The 18,989-nt window shown below is 68.4% G+C and carries 16 protein-coding genes; 5 read left to right on the plus strand and 11 right to left on the minus strand.

All coding sequences use genetic code 11. The annotated features are described in order from the left end of the window. Window positions 1-154 precede the first annotated feature (154 nt). On the plus strand, window positions 155-757 hold the full coding sequence (locus DT073_RS10515) for a vitamin K epoxide reductase family protein (protein WP_124293344.1): 603 nt from the start codon (window positions 155-157) through the stop codon (window positions 755-757). Here the strand turns inward: DT073_RS10515 and ndk are convergent, their stop codons facing one another. The 4 genes from ndk to ileS are packed head-to-tail and all read right to left on the minus strand — an operon-like array spanning window position 758 to window position 6,312. Continuing rightward, complete coding sequence (ndk, locus tag DT073_RS10520; RefSeq protein WP_124293345.1) at window positions 758-1,171, minus strand: nucleoside-diphosphate kinase; 414 nt, start codon at window positions 1,169-1,171, stop codon at window positions 758-760. A gap of 1 nt (window position 1,172) precedes the next feature. Next, window positions 1,173-1,601, minus strand: coding sequence for a DUF4233 domain-containing protein (locus DT073_RS10525; protein WP_124293346.1), 429 nt, complete (start codon window positions 1,599-1,601; stop codon window positions 1,173-1,175). Then, on the minus strand, window positions 1,598-2,950 hold the full coding sequence (locus tag DT073_RS10530; RefSeq protein WP_124293347.1) for a bifunctional folylpolyglutamate synthase/dihydrofolate synthase: 1,353 nt from the start codon (window positions 2,948-2,950) through the stop codon (window positions 1,598-1,600). The genes DT073_RS10525 and DT073_RS10530 overlap by 4 nt, the downstream gene beginning before the upstream one ends. After that, window positions 2,950-6,312: an isoleucine--tRNA ligase gene (gene ileS, locus DT073_RS10535; protein WP_124293348.1), complete on the minus strand. Its 3,363-nt coding sequence runs from the start codon at window positions 6,310-6,312 to the stop codon at window positions 2,950-2,952. The genes DT073_RS10530 and ileS overlap by 1 nt, the downstream gene beginning before the upstream one ends. A 278-nt stretch (window positions 6,313-6,590) precedes the next feature. On the opposite strand from ileS, the gene DT073_RS10540 reads away from it, so the two are divergent. The 3 genes from DT073_RS10540 (at window position 6,591) to DT073_RS10550 (ending at window position 10,862) form a co-directional block, all read left to right on the plus strand. Continuing rightward, the gene (locus DT073_RS10540) at window positions 6,591-7,955 is read left to right on the plus strand and encodes an MFS transporter (RefSeq protein WP_240638578.1); all 1,365 of its coding nucleotides are present in this window, start codon (window positions 6,591-6,593) and stop codon (window positions 7,953-7,955) included. A 95-nt stretch (window positions 7,956-8,050) separates the two neighbouring features. Next, window positions 8,051-10,621, plus strand: a complete 2,571-nt coding sequence (valS, locus tag DT073_RS10545; protein ID WP_124293350.1) for a valine--tRNA ligase — start codon at window positions 8,051-8,053, stop codon at window positions 10,619-10,621. 1 nt (window position 10,622) lies between these two features. Continuing rightward, entirely contained in the window at window positions 10,623-10,862 is a 240-nt protein-coding gene (locus tag DT073_RS10550; protein WP_124293351.1) for a hypothetical protein, read from the plus strand. Here the strand turns inward: DT073_RS10550 and DT073_RS10555 are convergent. The 3 genes from DT073_RS10555 to DT073_RS10565 are packed head-to-tail and all read right to left on the minus strand — an operon-like array spanning window position 10,835 to window position 13,003. Further along, window positions 10,835-12,157 (minus strand): MFS transporter, encoded by a 1,323-nt coding sequence (locus DT073_RS10555; RefSeq protein WP_124293352.1) that lies wholly within the window; start codon window positions 12,155-12,157, stop codon window positions 10,835-10,837. The two genes, DT073_RS10550 and DT073_RS10555, sit on opposite strands and share 28 nt — an antisense overlap. 4 nt (window positions 12,158-12,161) lie before the next feature. After that, the gene (locus DT073_RS10560) at window positions 12,162-12,371 is read right to left on the minus strand and encodes a hypothetical protein (protein WP_124293353.1); all 210 of its coding nucleotides are present in this window, start codon (window positions 12,369-12,371) and stop codon (window positions 12,162-12,164) included. Next, window positions 12,368-13,003 carry an ArsR/SmtB family transcription factor gene (locus tag DT073_RS10565; RefSeq protein WP_124293354.1) on the minus strand — a complete coding sequence of 212 codons (636 nt, stop codon included), beginning with the start codon at window positions 13,001-13,003 and terminating at the stop codon, window positions 12,368-12,370. The genes DT073_RS10560 and DT073_RS10565 overlap by 4 nt, the downstream gene beginning before the upstream one ends. Before the next feature lie 91 nt (window positions 13,004-13,094). Between DT073_RS10565 and DT073_RS10570 the strand changes: the two genes are divergently transcribed. Continuing rightward, a complete protein-coding gene (locus tag DT073_RS10570) occupies window positions 13,095-15,146 on the plus strand; it encodes a M3 family metallopeptidase (protein WP_124293355.1) in 2,052 nt (683 codons plus the stop codon). Window positions 15,147-15,185: 39 nt separating this feature from the next. Here the strand turns inward: DT073_RS10570 and DT073_RS10575 are convergent, their stop codons facing one another. The 4 genes from DT073_RS10575 to DT073_RS10590 form a co-directional block, all read right to left on the minus strand. Continuing rightward, window positions 15,186-16,190, minus strand: a complete 1,005-nt coding sequence (locus DT073_RS10575) for a serine hydrolase domain-containing protein (RefSeq protein ID WP_124293356.1) — start codon at window positions 16,188-16,190, stop codon at window positions 15,186-15,188. Window positions 16,191-16,203: 13 nt separating this feature from the next. After that, window positions 16,204-17,472 (minus strand): ATP-dependent Clp protease ATP-binding subunit ClpX, encoded by a 1,269-nt coding sequence (clpX, locus tag DT073_RS10580; RefSeq protein ID WP_124293357.1) that lies wholly within the window; start codon window positions 17,470-17,472, stop codon window positions 16,204-16,206. 148 nt (window positions 17,473-17,620) lie between these two features. Next, window positions 17,621-18,304: an ATP-dependent Clp protease proteolytic subunit gene (locus DT073_RS10585; RefSeq protein ID WP_124293358.1), complete on the minus strand. Its 684-nt coding sequence runs from the start codon at window positions 18,302-18,304 to the stop codon at window positions 17,621-17,623. A 29-nt stretch (window positions 18,305-18,333) separates the two neighbouring features. After that, window positions 18,334-18,924, minus strand: a complete 591-nt coding sequence (locus DT073_RS10590) for an ATP-dependent Clp protease proteolytic subunit (protein WP_124293359.1) — start codon at window positions 18,922-18,924, stop codon at window positions 18,334-18,336. Window positions 18,925-18,989: the final 65 nt, after the last annotated feature.

Consider the following 18,989-nt stretch of genomic DNA (forward strand, 5'->3'; position numbering starts at 1 on the left):
TCTTCGCGATGCGGTGAGGCGGCGCGGCCGCCACGCATCAACGATCATTATCGCACACGGCGCAGATCGGGCAGGGGTGACCCGCCTCGGGGATTCGACGACGCCTCGTGGCACCTGCGGCACGCACTCAGGCTGCCGGTGTCAGAATCGACCAATGCCCGCTGCGTCTTCGCGTTCCCAACCCCGTGCTCTGGCGATCTGGCTCCTCATCGCCGGCGTCATCGGGTGGTGGGCGGCCTTCTCCCTGACGATGGAGCGGTTCCACCTGCTCGAGAACCCGGGATCCAGCGCCTCCTGCGACTTCAGTCCCCTGGTGCAGTGCGGCAAGAATCTCGAATCCGCCCAGGGTGCGGTGTTCGGTTTCCCCAATCCGATCCTGGGTCTCGCGGGCTGGATCGCGCCGATCGTCGTGGGGGCGGCGATCCTCTCGGGCGCTCGCTTCGCCCGTTGGTTCTGGCTTCTGTTCGAGCTCGGGATGACCCTCGCGTTCGCTTTCGTGGTGTGGCTGATCACCCAGAGCATCTTCGTGCTCGGCACTCTGTGCCCGTGGTGCATGGTGACGTGGGTCGTGGCGATCCCGTCGTTCTACGCCGTCACCCTGCACGTGATCCGAACCGGGATCCTTCCCGCTCCCAAGGCGATGCGTCGCGCGGCCGACCGGCTCATGGGCTGGGTTCCGCTTCTGGCGGTCCTCAGCTACGCGGTCGTGGCGATCCTCGCCCAGGTGCGACTGGACGTCCTCGGCTCGCTCTTCTGATCAGAACCAGATCGACAGTTCGCGCGCGGCGGACTCGGGGCTGTCCGAGCCGTGCACGAGGTTCTGCTGAACCTTCAGTCCCCAGTCGCGTCCGAAGTCGCCCCGGATGGTTCCCGGTGCTGCAGCCGTCGGGTCGGTCGCCCCGGCCAGGGAGCGGAAGCCCTCGATGACGCGGTTTCCGGCGACACGGATCGCCACCGACGGCCCCGACATCATGAACTCCAGAAGCGGCTCGTAGAAGGGCTTGCCCTCGTGCTCGGCGTAGTGCGCTTCGAGGCGCTCGCGGTCGGGTTCCACCAGACGGATGTCGACCAGGGCGTAGCCCTTCGCCTCGATGCGGGCGAGGATCGCCCCCGTCAGACCCCGCGCGACGCCATCGGGTTTCACCAGGACGAGGGTCTCTTGCGTAGCCATGTCAGTCAGTCTCCGTTTCGTTCCCGAATTCCGCCGCCCGTCGCGCATTGCGCGCATCGAGGGAGGCACCCTTGATGGTGGCATACCCCCACATCCCGCCGAAAATGAGCGCGACGAACAGCAGCGCCGGCACGAGGATCGCCCCGAGCGCGACGACGACCTGCAGCGCCCACCCGACGATGATCGCCCACCGATGTCGCAGCAGTCCCGCGGTGACGATCATGAGGAGCGCGACGACCGTGCCCGCGACGATCCCCCACCATGCCGGGATCGGCTCGGGAAGGGCCCGCAGTCCGTACACGACCAGCCCGCCCAGGAAGGCGATGAGCGACTCGAACCCGAGCACGATCGACCCCAGCGCCTCCTCGGCGCCCCGCTGCCGGCGGGGACGACGAGGGCGGTCCGAGGGGCCGGCGGCGGCCGCGGTCATGCCCGCCACCCGCCACGCCAATCCTCGTCCTCGGCGAGAAGGATCGCCTCGCCGGCGAGCACGACGGAGCCGGTGACGACGACCGCACGGCGGGGTGCTGCCGCGGCCCACTCCCTGGCGGCGTCGGCGGCGTCCTGCAGATCGCGGTGCACGGTGACACGTCGCCCGGAGGCTTCGACGAGGTCGGCCAGCCCGTCGGCGTCGCGGGCACGTTCGGAGTCGGGGACGGTGGCGAACACCGGTCCCTCCACCGTCGAGAGGGCGTCGAGGATCCCCGCGGCATCCTTGTCGTCGAGAACGCCGAGTACCAGACCCCATTCATCGAAGTCGAAGGATGCCGCGAGGGCGGCGACCAGCGCGCGGGCGCCGTGGGGGTTGTGGGCCGCGTCGACGACGACGGTGGGGTCCGCGCCGATCACCTGAACCCTTCCCGGTGACGTCGCCGCTCCCAGCCCCTCGGCGACGACGTCGGGATCGAGCCCGCGGTCTCCGGGCGCGAGGAGCGACTCGACCGCGGCGACGGCGAGGGTGGCGTTCTCGGCCTGATGCGCGCCGTAGAGCGGCAGGTAGAGGTCGGTGTACCGGGCATGCAGCCCCCGGATGGTCACGAGCTGTCCGCCGACCGCGAGCCGGGCGTCTTCCAGAGCGAAGTCCTCCTGCTCGACCGCGAGCGTCGCGCCCTGCCCCGCGGCGGCCTCCCGCAGGACGGCCGCCGCGGACGGCTGCTGTCGCGCGGACACCGCGGCGGCGCCCGGCTTGATGATGCCCGACTTCACCGTCGCGATCTCGGCGATGGTCTCGCCCAGGCGATCGGCGTGGTCGAGGTCGATGGGCGCGAAGACGGCGACGTCGCCGTCGGCGGTGTTCGTGGCATCCCACGACCCGCCCATCCCGACCTCGAGCACCAGGACGTCGATCGGCGCGTCGGCGAAGGCGACGAAGGCGAGCACCGTCAGCAGCTCGAAGAAGGTCAGCGCCGCGTCACCGGCCGCCGAGAGCTCGGCGTCGACGAGATCCACGATCGGTGCGATCTCGTCCCAGGCGTCGGCCACCGCGGCATCGGCGACGGGTTCACCGTCGATCATGATCCGTTCGGTGAATCGAGTCAGGTGCGGACTGGTGAACAGCCCGGTGCGCAGACCGTGCGCGCGCACCAGATTCTCGATGATGCGGCTGGTGGAGGTCTTGCCATTGGTGCCGGTGACGTGGATCACGCGGTAGGTGCGCTGCGGATCATCCAGCAGTTCGAGCACGCGTCTCGTTCGCTCCACCCGCGGCTGGACCCATCGCTCCCCCTGTCGGGTCAGGAGCGCCTCGTACACCCGGTCGGCGCGTTCGCGGTGACCCATCATGCCTCCCGGCGTGACACGGCGACCTCGAAGGCGCCGCGGTTGGCGAAGGTTCCCGCGTCGAATCGTGCCGTGTGTTCAGGCTCGGAATCCGCGGGTCTCGAGCCGCGCGGGCCGTACAGACCGTGCGCGATCGCGAGGGTCTCCGTGGCCACCCCCGCGGTCTCGAAGGCCGATTCGACGGCGACGCGGTCGTCGGCCTCATCGAAGCTCAGCCAGAGCTCGATGCGGTCGCTGACCTCGAACCCGGCCGCCTTGCGTGTGTCCTGCACCGCGCGGATGACGTCGCGTGCCAGGCCCTCGGCCTCCAGCTCGGGCGTCGTGGCGGTGTCCAGCAGCACGAAGCCGCCGCCGGTCAGCAGCGCGATCGCGGTGCCCTCTGCCGCTCCCCCCGCCTCTAGGGCCAGGTCGTATTCGCCGGGCTCGAGAGCGATGCCGTCGACGACGACGCCGCCGTCTCGCTCCTCCCAGACCCCGGCCTTGGCTCCGGCGATCACGTGCTGCACCTGCTTGCCCAGGCGCGGCCCGGCGGCCCGCGCGTTCACGGTGAGGCGCTTGCTGATGCCGTAGCGCTCGGCCACGGAGTCGTCGAGCTCCGCCGTGGCCACCGACTTCACATTCAGCTCGTCGCGCACGATGCCCTCGAACCGATGCAGGCCCACCGCGTCGCGCGTGACGACCGTCAGGCTCGGCAGCGGCAGACGCACCCGCAGTCCGTGCTTCTTGCGGAGGGCGTTGGCCACCGAGGAGACCTCTCGGACGGCGTCCATGGCATCCCGGATGTCGTCGGCGGCGGGGAACGCGTCGACGTCCGGCCAGTCCTCGAGGTGGACGCTCCGTCCCCCGGTGAGACCCTGCCACACCCGTTCGGAGACGAGCGGGATGAGCGGCGCCGCGACCCGGGTGAGTGTCTCGAGCACGGTGTAAAGGGTGTCGAACGCCTCGGTCGTGCGCGGGTCGTCCGCCGACACGCCGGCCCAGAAACGGTCGCGTGAGCGCCGGATGTACCAGTTGGTGAGCACCTCGGCGAAGTCGCGCAGTTTCGCTGCGGCCGAGGTCGAATCCAGGCCCTCGAGGTCGGCGGTCACCCCGCGGATGAGGTCGCCGGTGCGCGCGAGGATGTAGCGGTCGAGCACGTCCTGCGAATCGGTGCGCCAGGTCGCCTCGTAGCCGTCCGACGCATTGGCGTAGGTGGCGAAGAAGTACCAGGCGTTCCACAGCGGCAGAAGGAACTCGCGCACCCCGGCCCGGATCCCTTCCTCGGTGACGACGAGGTTCCCGCCGCGCAGCACCGGGCTGGCCATCAGGAACCAGCGCATCGCGTCGGACCCGTCCCGGTCGAAGACCTCGCGGACGTCGGGGTAGTTGCGCAGCGACTTCGACATCTTCTGGCCGTCGTTGCCGAGGACGATCCCGTGCGCCGAGACGGCCTTGAAGGCCGGTCGGCCGAACAGTGCGGAGGAGAGCACGTGCATGACGTAGAACCAGCCGCGGGTCTGCCCGATGTACTCCACGATGAAGTCGGCCGGCGCGTGGGCGTCGAACCACTCCTGGTTCTCGAACGGATAGTGCACCTGTGCGAACGGCATGGAGCCGGAGTCGAACCAGACGTCCAGCACGTCTTCGATTCGACGCATGGTGCTGCGCCCGGTCGGGTCATCCGGATTCGGACGGGTCAGTTCGTCGATGTACGGCCGGTGGAGGTCGACCTCTCCCGCGGGATTTCGCGGCAGCCGGCCGAAGTCGCGCTCGAGGTCGGCGAGCGACCCGTACACGTCGACGCGCGGGTGGTCGGGGTCGTCGCTCTTCCACACCGGGATGGGCGAACCCCAGAACCGGTTACGGCTGATCGACCAGTCGCGTGCACCCTCGAGCCATTTGCCGAACTGACCGTGCTTGACGTTGTCGGGAACCCACGTGATCTGCTCGTTGCCGTCGAGCAGCTGCTCCTTGATCGCGGTCACGCGCACGAACCAGCTCGACACGGCCTTGTAGATCAGCGGGTTCCGGCATCGCCAGCAGTGAGGATACGAGTGCTCGTAGCTGGCCTCACGGAGGAGTCGTCCCGCGTCGCGCAGGAGGCGGATGAGCGGACGGTTGGCCTCCATCCACAGCTGCCCGGCGACATCCGTCACGTGCGGCAGGAAGCGACCGCCGTCGTCGAGGGAAAGAATGGTCGGGATGCCGACGACATCGGCGACCCGCTGGTCATCCTCACCGTACGCAGGGGCCTGGTGCACGATGCCGGTGCCGTCGCTGGTCGTGACGTAGTCGTCGACGAGGATCTGCCAGGCGTTGTGCGTCCCCCAGATCTCCGCATCGGCGTAGTAATCGAAGAGCCGGTCGTAGGCCACACCCTCGAGCTCGGCTCCCGTGACGCGGGCATCGATCGCCGCGCGAGCCTCATCGGCCGTCTCGTATCCCAGGTCCTTGGCGTAGCCGGCGAGGAGATCCTCGGCGAGGAGGTAGCGGTGCGCGCTCGACTCGATCGCGTCGTCGGGCGTGCCGTCGGGAGAGGTGTGCACGTCCGCGGCGCCCCGCGGCCCCGCCGGCAGAACGACATAGCGGATGTCCGGGCCCACGGCCAGTGCCAGGTTCGTCGGCAGCGTCCACGGCGTCGTCGTCCACGCCAGGGCGCGGACGGCGGTCAGTCCGAGTGCTTCGGCCTTCGCTCCGACGAGGGGGAAGGTCACCGTGACGGAGGGGTCCTGTCGCATCTGGTAGACGTCGTCGTCCATCCGCAGCTCGTGGCTCGACAGCGGCGTCTCATCGCGCCAGCAGTACGGGAGCACCCGGTAGCCCTCGTACGCCAGTCCCTTGTCGTGGAGCGTGTGGAAAGCCCACAGCACCGACTCCATGTAGGTCGTGTCGAGGGTCTTGTACCCGCGTTCGAAGTCCACCCACCGGGCCTGCCGGGTGACGTAGTCCTGCCACTCCCGGGTGTAGGCGAGGACGGATTCCCGGGCGCGATCATTGAAGACGTCGATACCCATCGCCTCGATGTCGGTCTTCTCGGTGATGCCGAGCTGCTTCATCGCCTCGAGTTCCGCCGGCAGGCCGTGGGTGTCCCAGCCGAAGACGCGGTCGACCTTCTTGCCTCGCATGGTCTGGAAACGCGGGAAGAGGTCTTTGGCGTACCCGGTCAGGAGGTGACCGTAGTGCGGCAGACCGTTGGCGAACGGCGGGCCGTCGTAGAACACCCATTCCTCGGCTCCGTCGCGGTGGGCCACGGACGCACGGAAGGTGTCGTCCTCGCTCCAGAACGCGAGCACCTCGTTCTCGATCTCGGGGAATCGCGGGCTCGGAACGACCGCCGCGGGGCCGAAGGAGGCGCCGGAGGAAGAGGGCTTCGGATAGGTCATGTCGTCTCGCAGTCGTCGGTCGTGCCGGACGCCGGGACGACTCGTCGCGAGCCGCGGTACCACCCTGCTTGCGGGTCTCCCCGCCTCTCTCACAGCGGCTGTGACGGGCCTGACCCGCTCGGTTCTACTGGTCCCGTGGGGGATGTTCTTCCGAGTGCTCCCCGGTGATGGCCGGATCGGTGCGTGTGGATCGATCATATCGTTCCCGCTCGGTGCACGCGGCGGGGAATGCCCGGACGATGCACCGGGTTTCTGGACTCGTGCCAGAATCGTCCCCCGTGCCTTCCGTCTCACCTCGGTCCTCCGTTCCCTCCGGATCCTCCCCCGCCCTCGACCGCACCCCCACCCGCCGCGTGGCGTGGGCGTCAATGGTCGGGACCTCGCTCGAGTCGTTCGACTTCTACCTCTTCGCCTATTTCTCGGCGTTCTTCGTCGGACCGCTCTTCTTCGAGCCCCTCGGCCCGGTCGGCGGCACCGCGCTGTCGTTCCTCACCATCGCGGTGGCCTTCGTCGTCCGCCCGGTCGGCGCGCTGATCTTCGGCTACCTCGGCGATCGCCTCGGGCGACGCACGACACTGCTGTGGACGGTCGGCATCATGGGTGTCGCGACCGGGCTCATCGGGCTCCTGCCCACATACGCTCAGGCCGGATGGCTCGGAGCGGTGCTTCTGGTCACGCTCCGCATCGCGCAGGGACTGTCGCTCGGCGGCGAGTGGGGCGGGTCGATCCTCATCGCCACCGAACACTCCTCGCCGGTCAAGCGCGCCTTCTACGCCGCGATCCCGCAGCTGGGCTCACCCGTGGGCTCCATCCTCTCGGCGACGGTGTTCATCGTGCTCACCATCGTCCTTCCCGCCGAGGAGCTCGCGGCGTGGGGCTGGCGCATCCCCTTCCTCCTCGCCCTGCCGCTGCTGCTCGTGTCGCTGTACCTGCGCTGGTCGATCACCGAGACCCCGGTCTTCGAGGGTCTCGTCGCCGAAGGCCGCCGCGACCGCACGCCGGTGCTGTCGATGCTGCGGCAGCGCCCAGGAGCTCTCGTGGTCGCCATCGGCGCCGCGCTCCTCGGCATCGGGTCCTACTCGCTGATGAACACCTACACGATCAGCTACGGCACGTCTCAGCTGGGGTTCAGCTACCAGGACCTCCTCGTCGCAACCACCGTCGGCGGTCTGCTGCAGCTGATCACCATCCCGCTCTTCGGCATGTGGGCCGCCCGTGTCGGATCGGCGCGCGTCGTCGCCGCCGGAGCGCTCGGCACGCTGCTCATCACCTTCCCGATGTACTTCCTCCTGCAGTTCTCGACGTTCCCGATCCTCGTGGCGACGATGATCATCGGCGGCATCCTTCCGACCATGTCGTGGGCGGCCCTCGGCGGCCTCATGAACGATCTGTTCCCCGATCGGTTCCGCTACTCGGCGCTGTCGTTCGCGTACGCCCTCGCCGCGACCATCAGCGGCTTCATCCCTTCGCTCACCTTCGAGTTCGGCTTGGCGACGGGGAACGCCTGGTGGCACCCCGGTGTCATCCTCGCCGTGATGTCCGCGGTGACCCTTGTCTCGGCCGTGACCGCCCACGCGGTGATCCGTCGTCGACCCGACGCCGAGATCGAGAAGACCCCCGAGCTCGTCGCGTCCGCGTCCTAGCGTCGCCGAGAGGCCGTGGGTCCGCCCGATAGAATCGGGCGGACCCACATTCAGGCACGCTCACACAGTGCCGCACATAGCGCCGAGGAGACACCATGGCCACGATCCCCGACAAGCCCGCACTCGAGGGGCTGGAGAAGACCTGGGACGAACGGTGGACCGCGGCGGGCACCTACGCCTTCGACCGGCTCCGCGCTGCCGAGGTGGGGCGCGAGGGCATCTACAGCGTCGACACCCCTCCGCCGACCGCCTCGGGGAGTCTGCACATCGGCCACGTCTTCAGCTACACCCACACCGATGTGAAGGTCCGCTTCGAGCGGATGCGCGGCAAGGTCGTCTTCTACCCGATGGGGTGGGACGACAACGGCCTGCCCACCGAGCGACGGGTGCAGAACTACTACGGGGTGCGGTGCGATCCGAGTCTGGCCTACGACCCCGACTTCTCGCCGCCGTACGAGGGTGGCGACAACAAGTCCTCTCGGGCCGCCGATCAGATCCCGATCAGCCGGCGCAACTTCATCGAGCTCTGCGAGAAGCTCACCGTCGAAGATGAGAAGCACTTCGAGGCGCTGTGGCGGAACCTCGGTCTGAGCGTCGACTGGACTCAGACCTACCGCACGATCTCCGACGAGACGATGCGCACCAGTCAGCTCGCGTTCCTCCGCAACATCGAGCGCGGTGAGGCCTACCAGGCCCTGGCCCCGACCCTGTGGGACATCGACTTCCGCTCGGCGATCGCGCAGGCCGAGCTCGAGGATCGGGAGCAGCCGGCCGCCTACCACCGGGTCGCCTTCCACCGCACCGACGGCAGCGGTGACATCCACATCGAGACCACCCGCCCCGAACTTCTCCCCGCCTGCGTCGCACTCGTGGCACATCCCGACGACGAGCGCTACCGCGACGTCTTCGGCACGACCGTGCGGACACCCCTGTTCGATGTCGAGGTGCCGGTGCTCGCGCACCCGCTCGCCCAGCCCGACAAGGGGTCGGGTATCGCGATGATCTGCACGTTCGGCGATGTGACCGACATCATCTGGTGGCGCGAGCTCGACCTCCCCAACCGCACGATCCTCGGTCAGGACGGCCGGGTGATCGCCGACGCACCCGATGCGATCACGTCGGACGCCGGTGTCTCGGCGTACGCCGAGCTCGCCGGGAAGACCGTCTTCAGCGCCAAGAAGCGCATCGTCGAGCTCCTTCGGGACTCCGGTGAGCTCATCGGCGAACCGCGGCCGTTCACGCATCCGGTGAAGTTCTACGAGAAGGGCGACCGCCCGCTCGAGATCGTCTCGACGCGCCAGTGGTACATCCGCAATGGCGCCCGCGACGCGGCGCTTCGAGACCGGCTGATCTCGCTCGGACGGGAGCTGAGCTGGCACCCCGACTTCATGCGCGTGCGGTACGAGAACTGGACCAACGGGCTCACGGGAGACTGGCTCGTCTCGCGTCAGCGGTTCTTCGGCGTTCCGATCCCGGTCTGGTACGGGCTGGATGCCGACGGCAACCGTGACTACGACCGGGTCATCGTTCCCGGAGTCGCCCAGCTGCCGGTAGACCCCACGATCGACGTCCCCGAGGGATTCACCGCCGATCAGCGCGGCGTGCCCGGCGGCTTCGAGGGCGAGCAGGACATCTTCGACACCTGGGCCACCTCCTCCCTCACCCCTCAGCTTGCGGGCGGCTGGGAGCGGGATCCCGAGCTGTGGGATCTCGTCACGCCGTTCGATCTGCGCCCCCAGGGTCAGGACATCATCCGCACGTGGCTGTTCTCCACCATGCTGCGCAGCGCCTTGGAAGACGGTCGGTCGCCCTGGCGGACGGCGGCGATCTCCGGCTTCATCGTCGACCCGGACCGCAAGAAGATGTCCAAGTCCAAGGGCAACGTCGTCACTCCGGCCGACATCCTCGCCCAGCACGGATCGGACGCGGTCCGCTACTGGGCGGCGTCCAGCCGGCTGGGAACGGATGCCGCGTTCGACCCGCAGAACCCCACACAGATCAAGATCGGCAGGCGGCTGGCGATCAAGATCCTGAACGCGGCGAAGTTCGTGCTGTCGTTCCCCGTGCCCGAGGCCGCCGAGATCACCCACCCCCTCGATGCCAGCATGCTGGCGACCCTCGACCGCGTCGTCGACGAGGCGACGGCGGCGTGGGAGGCGTACGACCACGCGCGGGCGCTGGAGATCACCGAGTCGTTCTTCTGGACGTTCTGCGACGACTACCTGGAGTTGGTCAAGGAACGTGCGTACGACCGGTCCACCGCGGGTGGTGCGTCTGCGGCCCTGGCGCTGCGCCAGGCACTGAGCGCCCTGCTGCGACTCTTCGCGCCGGTGCTCTCCTTCGCCACGGAGGAGGCATGGTCGTGGTTCAACGACGGTTCTGTCCACCTGGCCGACTGGCCGCGATCGCAGGCGGTCGACGGCGATCCGCGTGTGCTGACGGCCGTGGGAAGCGCCCTCATCGGCATCCGTCGCGCCAAGACCGAAGCGAAGGTCTCGCAGAAGACGCCGGTGGCCGAGCTGACGATCCAGGCGCCGTCTGAGATCTCCGAGCGCCTCCGCCTCGCCGAGGACGACCTGAAGGCAGTCGGCCGGGTCGCCCAGATCCAATACGCCGACGGCACCGAGACGGTCGTCACCGACATCCGCTTCGCCGAGGAGGCCTGACATGCAGCTGGGAACGCGATGGACGTCGGGGGACGAACCGCCGGCGTCGGTACCGCCCGCGGTCGCCGCGGCCGTTCGTGCCGTCGACGCCGCCTTCGGCTCAGCCGGTCCGCGCCCGCGATGGACGCTGACGTGGCTGGAGGGCCGGCCGATCGCCGAACTCGACAGCGGCGTGATCGTCGAGCTCGACGCGGACGGTACCGCGGTGGTGCGTCATGACGACGAGGACGAGTTCGGCTGAGTCGCCTGCGCGTCCGTCGACGCGCTCACCGGCAGAGGACCGGTCTGCCTGCTGGCTGCGAGGATGAGGCGGGACGCCACCGCGGTGGCCGCCAGTGTCACTCCCGCGGCGATGATGTACGGCAGGCGCAGGTCTACGCGTGCGGCAAGTCCACCGGCGAGGGTCGCGATCGGGAAGAGTCCCCACGTGAGGCTGCGGATGACGCCGAGGACGCGTCCGAAGATGTCGCCGGGCACGATCAGCTGTCGGAGGGCGCCCCAGGGAACGTTCCAGGTGGACACGGCGAAGGCCATGAGAGCGTAGAACGCCACCGCGAGAACGACCCCCGGGGCCGCCGCGACGAGCGCCAGGCTCACCGCGGCGAGCAGGTTGGCACCGAGCATCACGGCGCCGCGGCCGAACCTGTCCACCAGCAGTGGCGCGACGAGGGAACCCGCCAGGGCGCCGACTCCGACACCAGCGGTCACGAAACCGATCGCAGCCGGGGGGACGCCCTGAGTGTCGAGGAAATACAGGATGGTCGCCGCCTGTGCGAAGGAGAAGGCCGAACCCACCACGGAGGTGAAGATCACCAGGGCGCGGAGGTAGCGATGCCGCCACAGGTAGGCCAGGGCCGTGCGCGTGGAGATCGGCGAGGCGGGTCGGGTGTCCTCCGGGTCTCGGCGAGGTCGCGCGGCCGCGGCGGGCAGGAGCAGGGCGAGGACGATCGGCACCAGGTAGCCGAGGGCGCCGAGCCAGAGAGGCAGAGCCAAGGACACGGCGAAGAGCAGGCCCGCGACCGGTTGCGCCAGAAAGCTGTCGATCGTGATCTGCGCCGCCTGGATTCGGCCGTTCGCGCGATCCAGGCCGCCGCGCGCCACGAGCGCGGGGACGACCGCGTTCGTGGCGTTGTCGAACAGGGTCTCCCCCAGTCCGAAGACCAGCACGCCCGCGAACAGCGCCCAGATGGTCAGCTCACCGGTGACCGTGAGGACGGCCAGAGCGATCGCGGCGCTCCCGCGAAGGGTGTTCGCGCCTGCCATGATGACCCGCCGGTCGAAGCGGTCCACCAGCATGCCGGCCGGGAGCCCGAACACCAGCCAGGGCAGGAACGCCAGAGCGCCCACGGCGGCGATCGCGAGCGGGTCGGTCGTCAGCGTCGTCGCGATGAGCGGCACCGCAGTGCGGCCCAGTCCATCGGCAAGGTTGCTGAAGGCCGCCGCGGTCCACAGTCGACCGAAGTCTCGGCCGAGGGGCGGGCGTCGTGGGCGGACCGTTCCGAGCTCGGGGACGACCTCGGGCCTCGTATCGGTCACCGGTTCAGCCCGGGAAGAGGCCGATCACGCCGTGCGCGACCGCCCGATGACGGCGCTCGACGGCGTCGGCGAGCACGGCGGCGCTTCGCCGGCCGACCGGACCGGTACGACGTTCCACGCGACGCGCCACCACTCCCCGGGCGGCATCGGCGGCGACCAGGATCAGGCGCTCGACGCCGGTGGTCGCAGGTAGTGGGCTGAAGAGAGTGGTCATGAGGCACCTCCGATGTCGGGAAGCGGAAAGACGTCGGCGCGGATCGTGACGGGTCGCACGTCCTCGCCTTCCTGCTGGCGGTAGCGGTCGACGGTCTCGTCGATGATCGCCATGATGCGATGGGTGAGCTCGGCGCTCTGGGCGGGAGTCAGACGCGCGGTCGCTGTCGAGATGAGACTCGCGTCCTTCCACACGTCGTCCTCCAGCCCGATGGCGTGGTCGTGGAAGTCCAGGAGAGCCTGCTGACGCAGACGGAAGAACTCGCTGGTGACGAGCTGCGTGACCGCTCGCGCAGCCGGCGTCTTCGCTGTGCCCGCGGCGCTCATGGTCACGCCCCCGACTGGACGCTCCCACCAGCGTTCGCGGCCCGTCCCCTGTCCGGGGCGCTCGCGGATGAGATCCTGCTTCGCCAGCGCGCGCAGATGATAGCTCGTCGAACCCGTCGACTCGCCCAATCGCTCCGCGAGCGAGCTGGCGGTCTGCGGACCGTACTGACTGAGGATGTCGTAGATCTTCACCCGGAGCGGGTGCGCCAGGGCGCGGAGCGCCTGCGCGTCGAGAACCCGATCGTTCGCGTGGCGGGACTCGACCCGCGCCGCCGCATCCGATTCGTGCTCGTCCGGAGTGTTCATGAGGCAACAGTAGCTCTGCAAAGAAACGTTTGCAAGATGTATTTTGCAAACACTCGGTTGCACCCCTCGCGTGCTCACCTAGGGTGGAGAGATGACCGACGCCAACCCGCTGCTCGCACCCTCATCCCTGCCCTACGGATTGCCGGACTACCGCCGCATCGCGGCCGCCGATTACCTCCCCGCGTTCCGCGCCGCGTTCGCAGCGCACCGAGAAGAGGTCGCGCGCATCGCTGCGGATCCCTCCGAGGCCACGTTCGCGAACACCTTCGTCGCACTGGAGGAATCGGGTCATCTTCTCGGCGACATCGCCCGCACGTTCTACACCGTCTCCTCCGCCGACGCCACCGATGACATCCAGGCGGTCGAGCAGGAGCTCGCTCCCCTCATGGCGGCGCATCAGGACGCCATCCAGCTCGACCCCGCCCTCTACGCGCGCGTGCGCCACGTGTACGACCGTCGCCAGAACGAAGACCTGACACCCGAAGACCTGTATCTGGTCGAACGGCGCTATCGCGAGATGACCCACGCAGGTGCGGCGCTGGAAGACGAGGCGAAAGAGCGACTGACCCAGCTCAATCAGCGACTGTCGACTCTCACGACGACCTTCGAGAAGAACCTGCTGGCGGACACGAACGACCTCGCGGTGGTGTTCGACGACGAGTCGGAGCTCGATGGCCTCACGGAGGGGGAACTCTCCGCGGCCGCCCGGGCCGCCGCAGACCGGGGTATGGAGGGGAAGTACGTCGTGACCCTCACCCTGTTCACGGGCCACCCCTATCTCTCGACCCTGACCGATCGCGAGAGTCGGCGTCGCATCATGGCCGCGTCGCAGGCACGAGGCTCCCGCGGGAATGCCAACGACAATCAGGAAGTGCTGCGCGAGATCGTGCGCTTGCGCGCCGAGCGCGCCAAGCTCCTCGGGTACGACTCCCACGCGGCATACGTCACAGCGGACGAGACCGCCGGGTCCCCCGAGGCCGTGCGCGAGCTGCTGTTCCGGTTGGCCGGACCGGCCGCCCGCAACGCTCGACGGGAGCAGGACGCCCTCCAGAAGATCATCGACGCGTCCGGCGAATCGTTTCCGCTGGCCGCGCACGATTGGGCCTTCTACACCGAACGCGTGCGCGAAGCGGAGTACGACCTCGACCGGGCGGCGCTTCGACCCTGGTTCGAGGCCGAGCGGGTTCTGCAGGACGGCGTGTTCCGGGCCGCCACCGACCTCTTCGGCGTGAGCTTCACCGAGCGACCCGACCTTCCCGCCTACCACCCCGAGGCGAGGGTGTTCGAGGTCCACGACGCCGACGGCACCCCCGTCGGGCTCTACATCCTCGATCTCTACACCCGCGACACCAAGCGAGGCGGCGCGTGGATGAACTCGATCGTGGTGCAGTCGCGCCTGCGAGGCACGGCGGCCGTGGTGGTGAACAACCTCAACGTTCCCCAACCCTCCCCCGGGCAGCCGACGCTTCTCACGCTTGACGAGGTCACCACGCTCTTCCACGAGTTCGGCCACGCCCTGCACGGCCTTTTCGCGACGGTGACCTACCCGTCCTTCGGAGGCACGAACGTCTTCCGCGACTTCGTCGAGTTTCCGAGCCAGGTCAACGAGATGTGGATCTACTGGCCCGAGATCCTCAGCTCGTACGCCCGTCACGTCGACACCGACGAGCCGCTGCCCGCAGACGTCGTCGAGAGAATGCACGCATCAGAGGCGTTCAACCAGGGCTTCTCGACCAGCGAATACCTGGCGGCGTCCTGGATCGACCAGGCTTGGCACCGGCTCGGAGCCGATGCCGCGGCCGAGGACCTCGACGTGGCGGATTTCGAAGCAGGAGCGCTGGCGGAGATCGGCCTGGACGATCCCGCGGTCCCGACCCGCTACTCCTCGACCTACTTCGCTCACGTCTTCTCCGGCGGCTACAGCGCCGGGTACTACTCCTACATCTGGAGCGAGGTGCTCGACGCCGACACGGTGGAGTGGTTCCGAGAGAACGGCGGGCTCACCCGCGCTAACGGCGATCGCTTCCGGCAGCGGCTGCTCGGGGTGGGCGGTTCGAAGGATCCGCTCGAGGCCTATCGGGATTTCCGCGGCCGGGATGCCGACATCGCGCCTCTGCTGCGACGCCGCGGCCTCGCCGCGTGAGTTCAGCGCACGTGTGAGCTGAGTGCGGTGTCCGCGCGGTCAGTCCGCCGACACCGCCTCAGCCGCGGCGGCCGCCGGCCGTCCCAGCACCTGGTCCATGAGGTCACGGGTGCGCGCGAAGGTGCGGACGGCGACATTGGCGAGGCCGGTGACCGTGGTGCCGGATGCGGCGTGGCGTCTGCTCACCGCCGTGACGCCGTGGTCGCCTCCGGCCATGACGAGATCGTCGCCGTCGATCCACACGCCACGACCGTAGCCGAGCCCGTCGCCGGTGTCGGCGGTCGTCGGCGTGATGAGAAGATCCACACCAGTTCGGCTCAGGATGCGCCCGGCGAACAGCGCCTCCCAGAAGCGGTGGAGGTCGGCGACCGTCGAAAAGGCGCCACCGTCTCCCGACCCCACGACGGGGAGCGCGAACACGTTCGTCCGTCCGTCGTCACGGTACCCGGTGGCTGTGCCCGGCGGCAGGTGATCGGACCGAGGGAACCCTGAATCCGTCATGCCCGCAGCCTGGAAGACGCGAGTCTCGACGAGCTCGGCGAACGAGCTACCGGAGGCGCGTTCGGCCAGGACGGCAAGCAGGACGTAGCCGCTGTTGCAGTAGGAGAACCGCTCCCCCGCGGGGAATTTGGTGGGGTGCCCGTCGAGGAGGGGAAGGTAGGCCGGCGTCGAGTCGAGCTGCTGGACGGGAATCGGAAGCGGCGCCAGGGCGTCGACCTCTTCGTCGAGGTAGTCGCCTATCCCGGACGTGTGGGTCAAGAGGTGATCGATCGTGACGTCGGGCGCGACCAGCGGGAGGTCGCCTCCGAGGATGTCGCGTGCCCGCGTCCCCCGGGACAGCGAACCGTCGTCGACCAACGCGAGGACGGTGGCCGCGGTGAACATCTTCGTGCCGCTTGCCAGCCCGAATCGGGTGGCGACGGTGTTCGGCGTCTCCGAGGTGCGGTCGGCGAGTCCCTCTGCCCACTCACCCAGCACCGCATCTCCACGTCGGAGACTGAGGACACCGCTGTAGTCGGCCAGCGACGGGGCGGGAAGACTCATCGCACGCGGCAGGTCAGGCGCTCTTGCGCTTCTCTCGCAGAACGAAGGTCGGGGCGGCGCGCTCCTCGACCGCGGCGCGGGTGACGATGACCTTATCGACGTCTTCGCTCGACGGGATCTCGAACATGATCGGTCCGAGGACGTCTTCGAGGATGGCGCGGAGCCCGCGGGCGCCGGTCTTCCGCTCGACAGCGAGGTCGGCGATCGCCTCGAGGGCCTCGGTGTCGAACTCCAACGACACTCCGTCAAGCTCGAACATGCGCTGGTACTGCTTGACGAGGGCGTTCTTCGGCTCGGTGAGGATCTCCATCAGCGCCTCCTGATCGAGCGGGTTGACCGATGCCACGACCGGGAGGCGACCGATGAACTCCGGAATCAGCCCGAACTTGTGAAGGTCTTCGGGCCGAACCTCGCTGAACAGATTCAGATCCTGGCCTTTGCTGTGCAGCGGCGCTCCGAATCCGACGCCGTGTTTGCCGACCCGGGAGGAGATGATGTCCTCGAGCCCGGCGAAGGCCCCCGCGACGATGAAGAGCACGTTCGTCGTGTCGATCTGGATGAACTCCTGGTGGGGGTGCTTACGGCCCCCCTGCGGAGGAACGGAGGCCACGGTGCCCTCGAGGATCTTCAGCAGCGCCTGCTGCACTCCCTCGCCGGAGACGTCGCGGGTGATCGAGGGGTTCTCCGCCTTGCGGGCGATCTTGTCGACCTCGTCGATGTAGATGATGCCTGTCTCTGCGCGCTTGGTGTCGAAGTCGGCCGCCTGCAGGAGCTTGAGCAGGATGTTCTCGACGTCTTCGCCGACATAACCGGCCTCGGTGAGCGCAGTGGCGTCGGCCACCGCGAAGGGCACGTTGAGGCGCTTGGCGAGGGTCTGCGCGAGATACGTCTTTCCGCAGCCGGTCGGACCGAGCAGCAGGATGTTGCTCTTGGCGATCTCGACCTCGTCGGCGCGTTGCTCGGCGGGCTGCAGGGTGCCCTGGGCGCGTACGCGCTTGTAGTGGTTGTACACCGCGACCGACAGCGCGCGCTTGGCGTCGTCTTGACCGACGACGTACTCCTCGAGGAAGGAGAAGATCTCCCGAGGCTTGGGGAGGTCGAACTCGGAGACGACACCGGTCGAGGACTCGGCCATCCGCTCTTCGATGATCTCGTTGCACAGCTCGACGCACTCGTCGCAGATGTACACACCGGGGCCGGCGATCAGCTGTTGCACCTGCTTCTGGCTCTTTCCGCAGAAAGAGCACTTGAACAGGTCGGCGCTTTCACCGATGCGTGCCATTGCGGCTCCTCTTCGTCGCCCCGGGGATGCCTCCCCCGTCGTCACCGTCGAGCCTAACCTCTGCCGGGGACATGCGCGGGGATTGAGTCGGCGTGAACGCGGTGACGCCCCCGTCGCCGGAGCGCGAGGGCGTCACCGTTCGGGTCTGTCAGCGGGTCAGCGCCGGGGCCCCGGCCGTCCGCTTCCGCGTGGTGAGGACCTGATCGACGAGGCCGTACGTCACCGCGTCCTCGGCCGAGAGGATCTTGTCGCGGTCGATGTCCTTGTTCACCTCGTCGACGGACTTGTTCGAGTGGGCTGCGAGGGTCTGCTCGAGCCAGGTGCGCATCCGCATGATCTCCGCGGCCTGGATCTCGATGTCCGAGGCCTGGCCGTGACCGGCCTCACCCATCGCAGGCTGGTGGATCAGGATGCGGGCGTTGGGCAACGCCAGACGCTTGCCCGGTGCCCCCGCTGCGAGCAGGACCGCCGCGGCCGACGCCGCCTGACCCAGAACGACGGTCTGGATCTGCGGCGAGACGTACTGCATCGTGTCGTAGATCGCGGTCATGGCCGTGAACGAGCCGCCGGGCGAGTTGATGTACATCACGATGTCTCGGTCGGGATCCTGGCTCTCCAGCACGAGGAGCTGGGCCATGACGTCATCGGCGGACGCGTCGTCGACCTGGACGCCGAGGAAGATCACGCGATCCTCGAAGAGCTTGTTGTACGGGTCCTGTCGCTTGTAGCCGTACGCCGTGCGCTCCTCGAACTGAGGCAGGACGTAGCGGTTGCCGGGCATCTGAAGGCCCTGCGGCGCCGACGGGGCGCCTCCGAAGGTGGGGGTCTGCATTCCTACTTCTCTCTCTTTCGCCGTCGAGCTCAGCTGTCGGTGGCGGTTCCGCCGCCACCGATGACGTCGGTCGCGGACTCGCGGATGTGGTCGACGAAGCCGTACTCGAGCGCCTCTTCGGCGCCGAACCACCGGTCCCGGTCACCGTCGGCATTGATCTGCTCGACCGTCTTGCCCGTCTGCTTGGCCGTGATCTCGGCGAGGCGCTTCTTCATGTCGAGGATGAGCTGCGCCTGCGTCTGGATGTCGCTCGCGGTGCCGCCGAAGCCGCCGTGGGGCTGGTGGAGGAGGACGCGGGCATTGGGCGTGATGTAGCGCTTGCCCTTGGTGCCCGCCGTGAGCAGCAGCTGGCCCATCGAGGCAGCCATCCCGATGCCGACGGTGACGATGTCGTTCGGCACGAACTGCATGGTGTCGTAGATCGCCATTCCGGCCGTGATCGAGCCGCCGGGCGAGTTGATGTAGAGGTAGATGTCCTTCTCGGAGTCCTCCGCGGCGAGAAGCAGGATCTTGGCGCAGATCTCGTTGGCGTTCTCGTCACGCACCTCCGACCCCAGCCAGATGATGCGGTCCTTGAGCAGCCTGTCGAAGACGCTCGTCGCGACAAGTGGTTCGGCCATGTGTACTCCTGTTTCCGTGGTCGTGTCCTCGAATCTACCGGCGCGTGAATCGCGCCCCGCCCGTG

Origin of the sequence: Microbacterium sp. ABRD28 (assembly GCF_003850245.1) — a bacterium.
GTDB lineage: Bacteria > Actinomycetota > Actinomycetes > Actinomycetales > Microbacteriaceae > Microbacterium.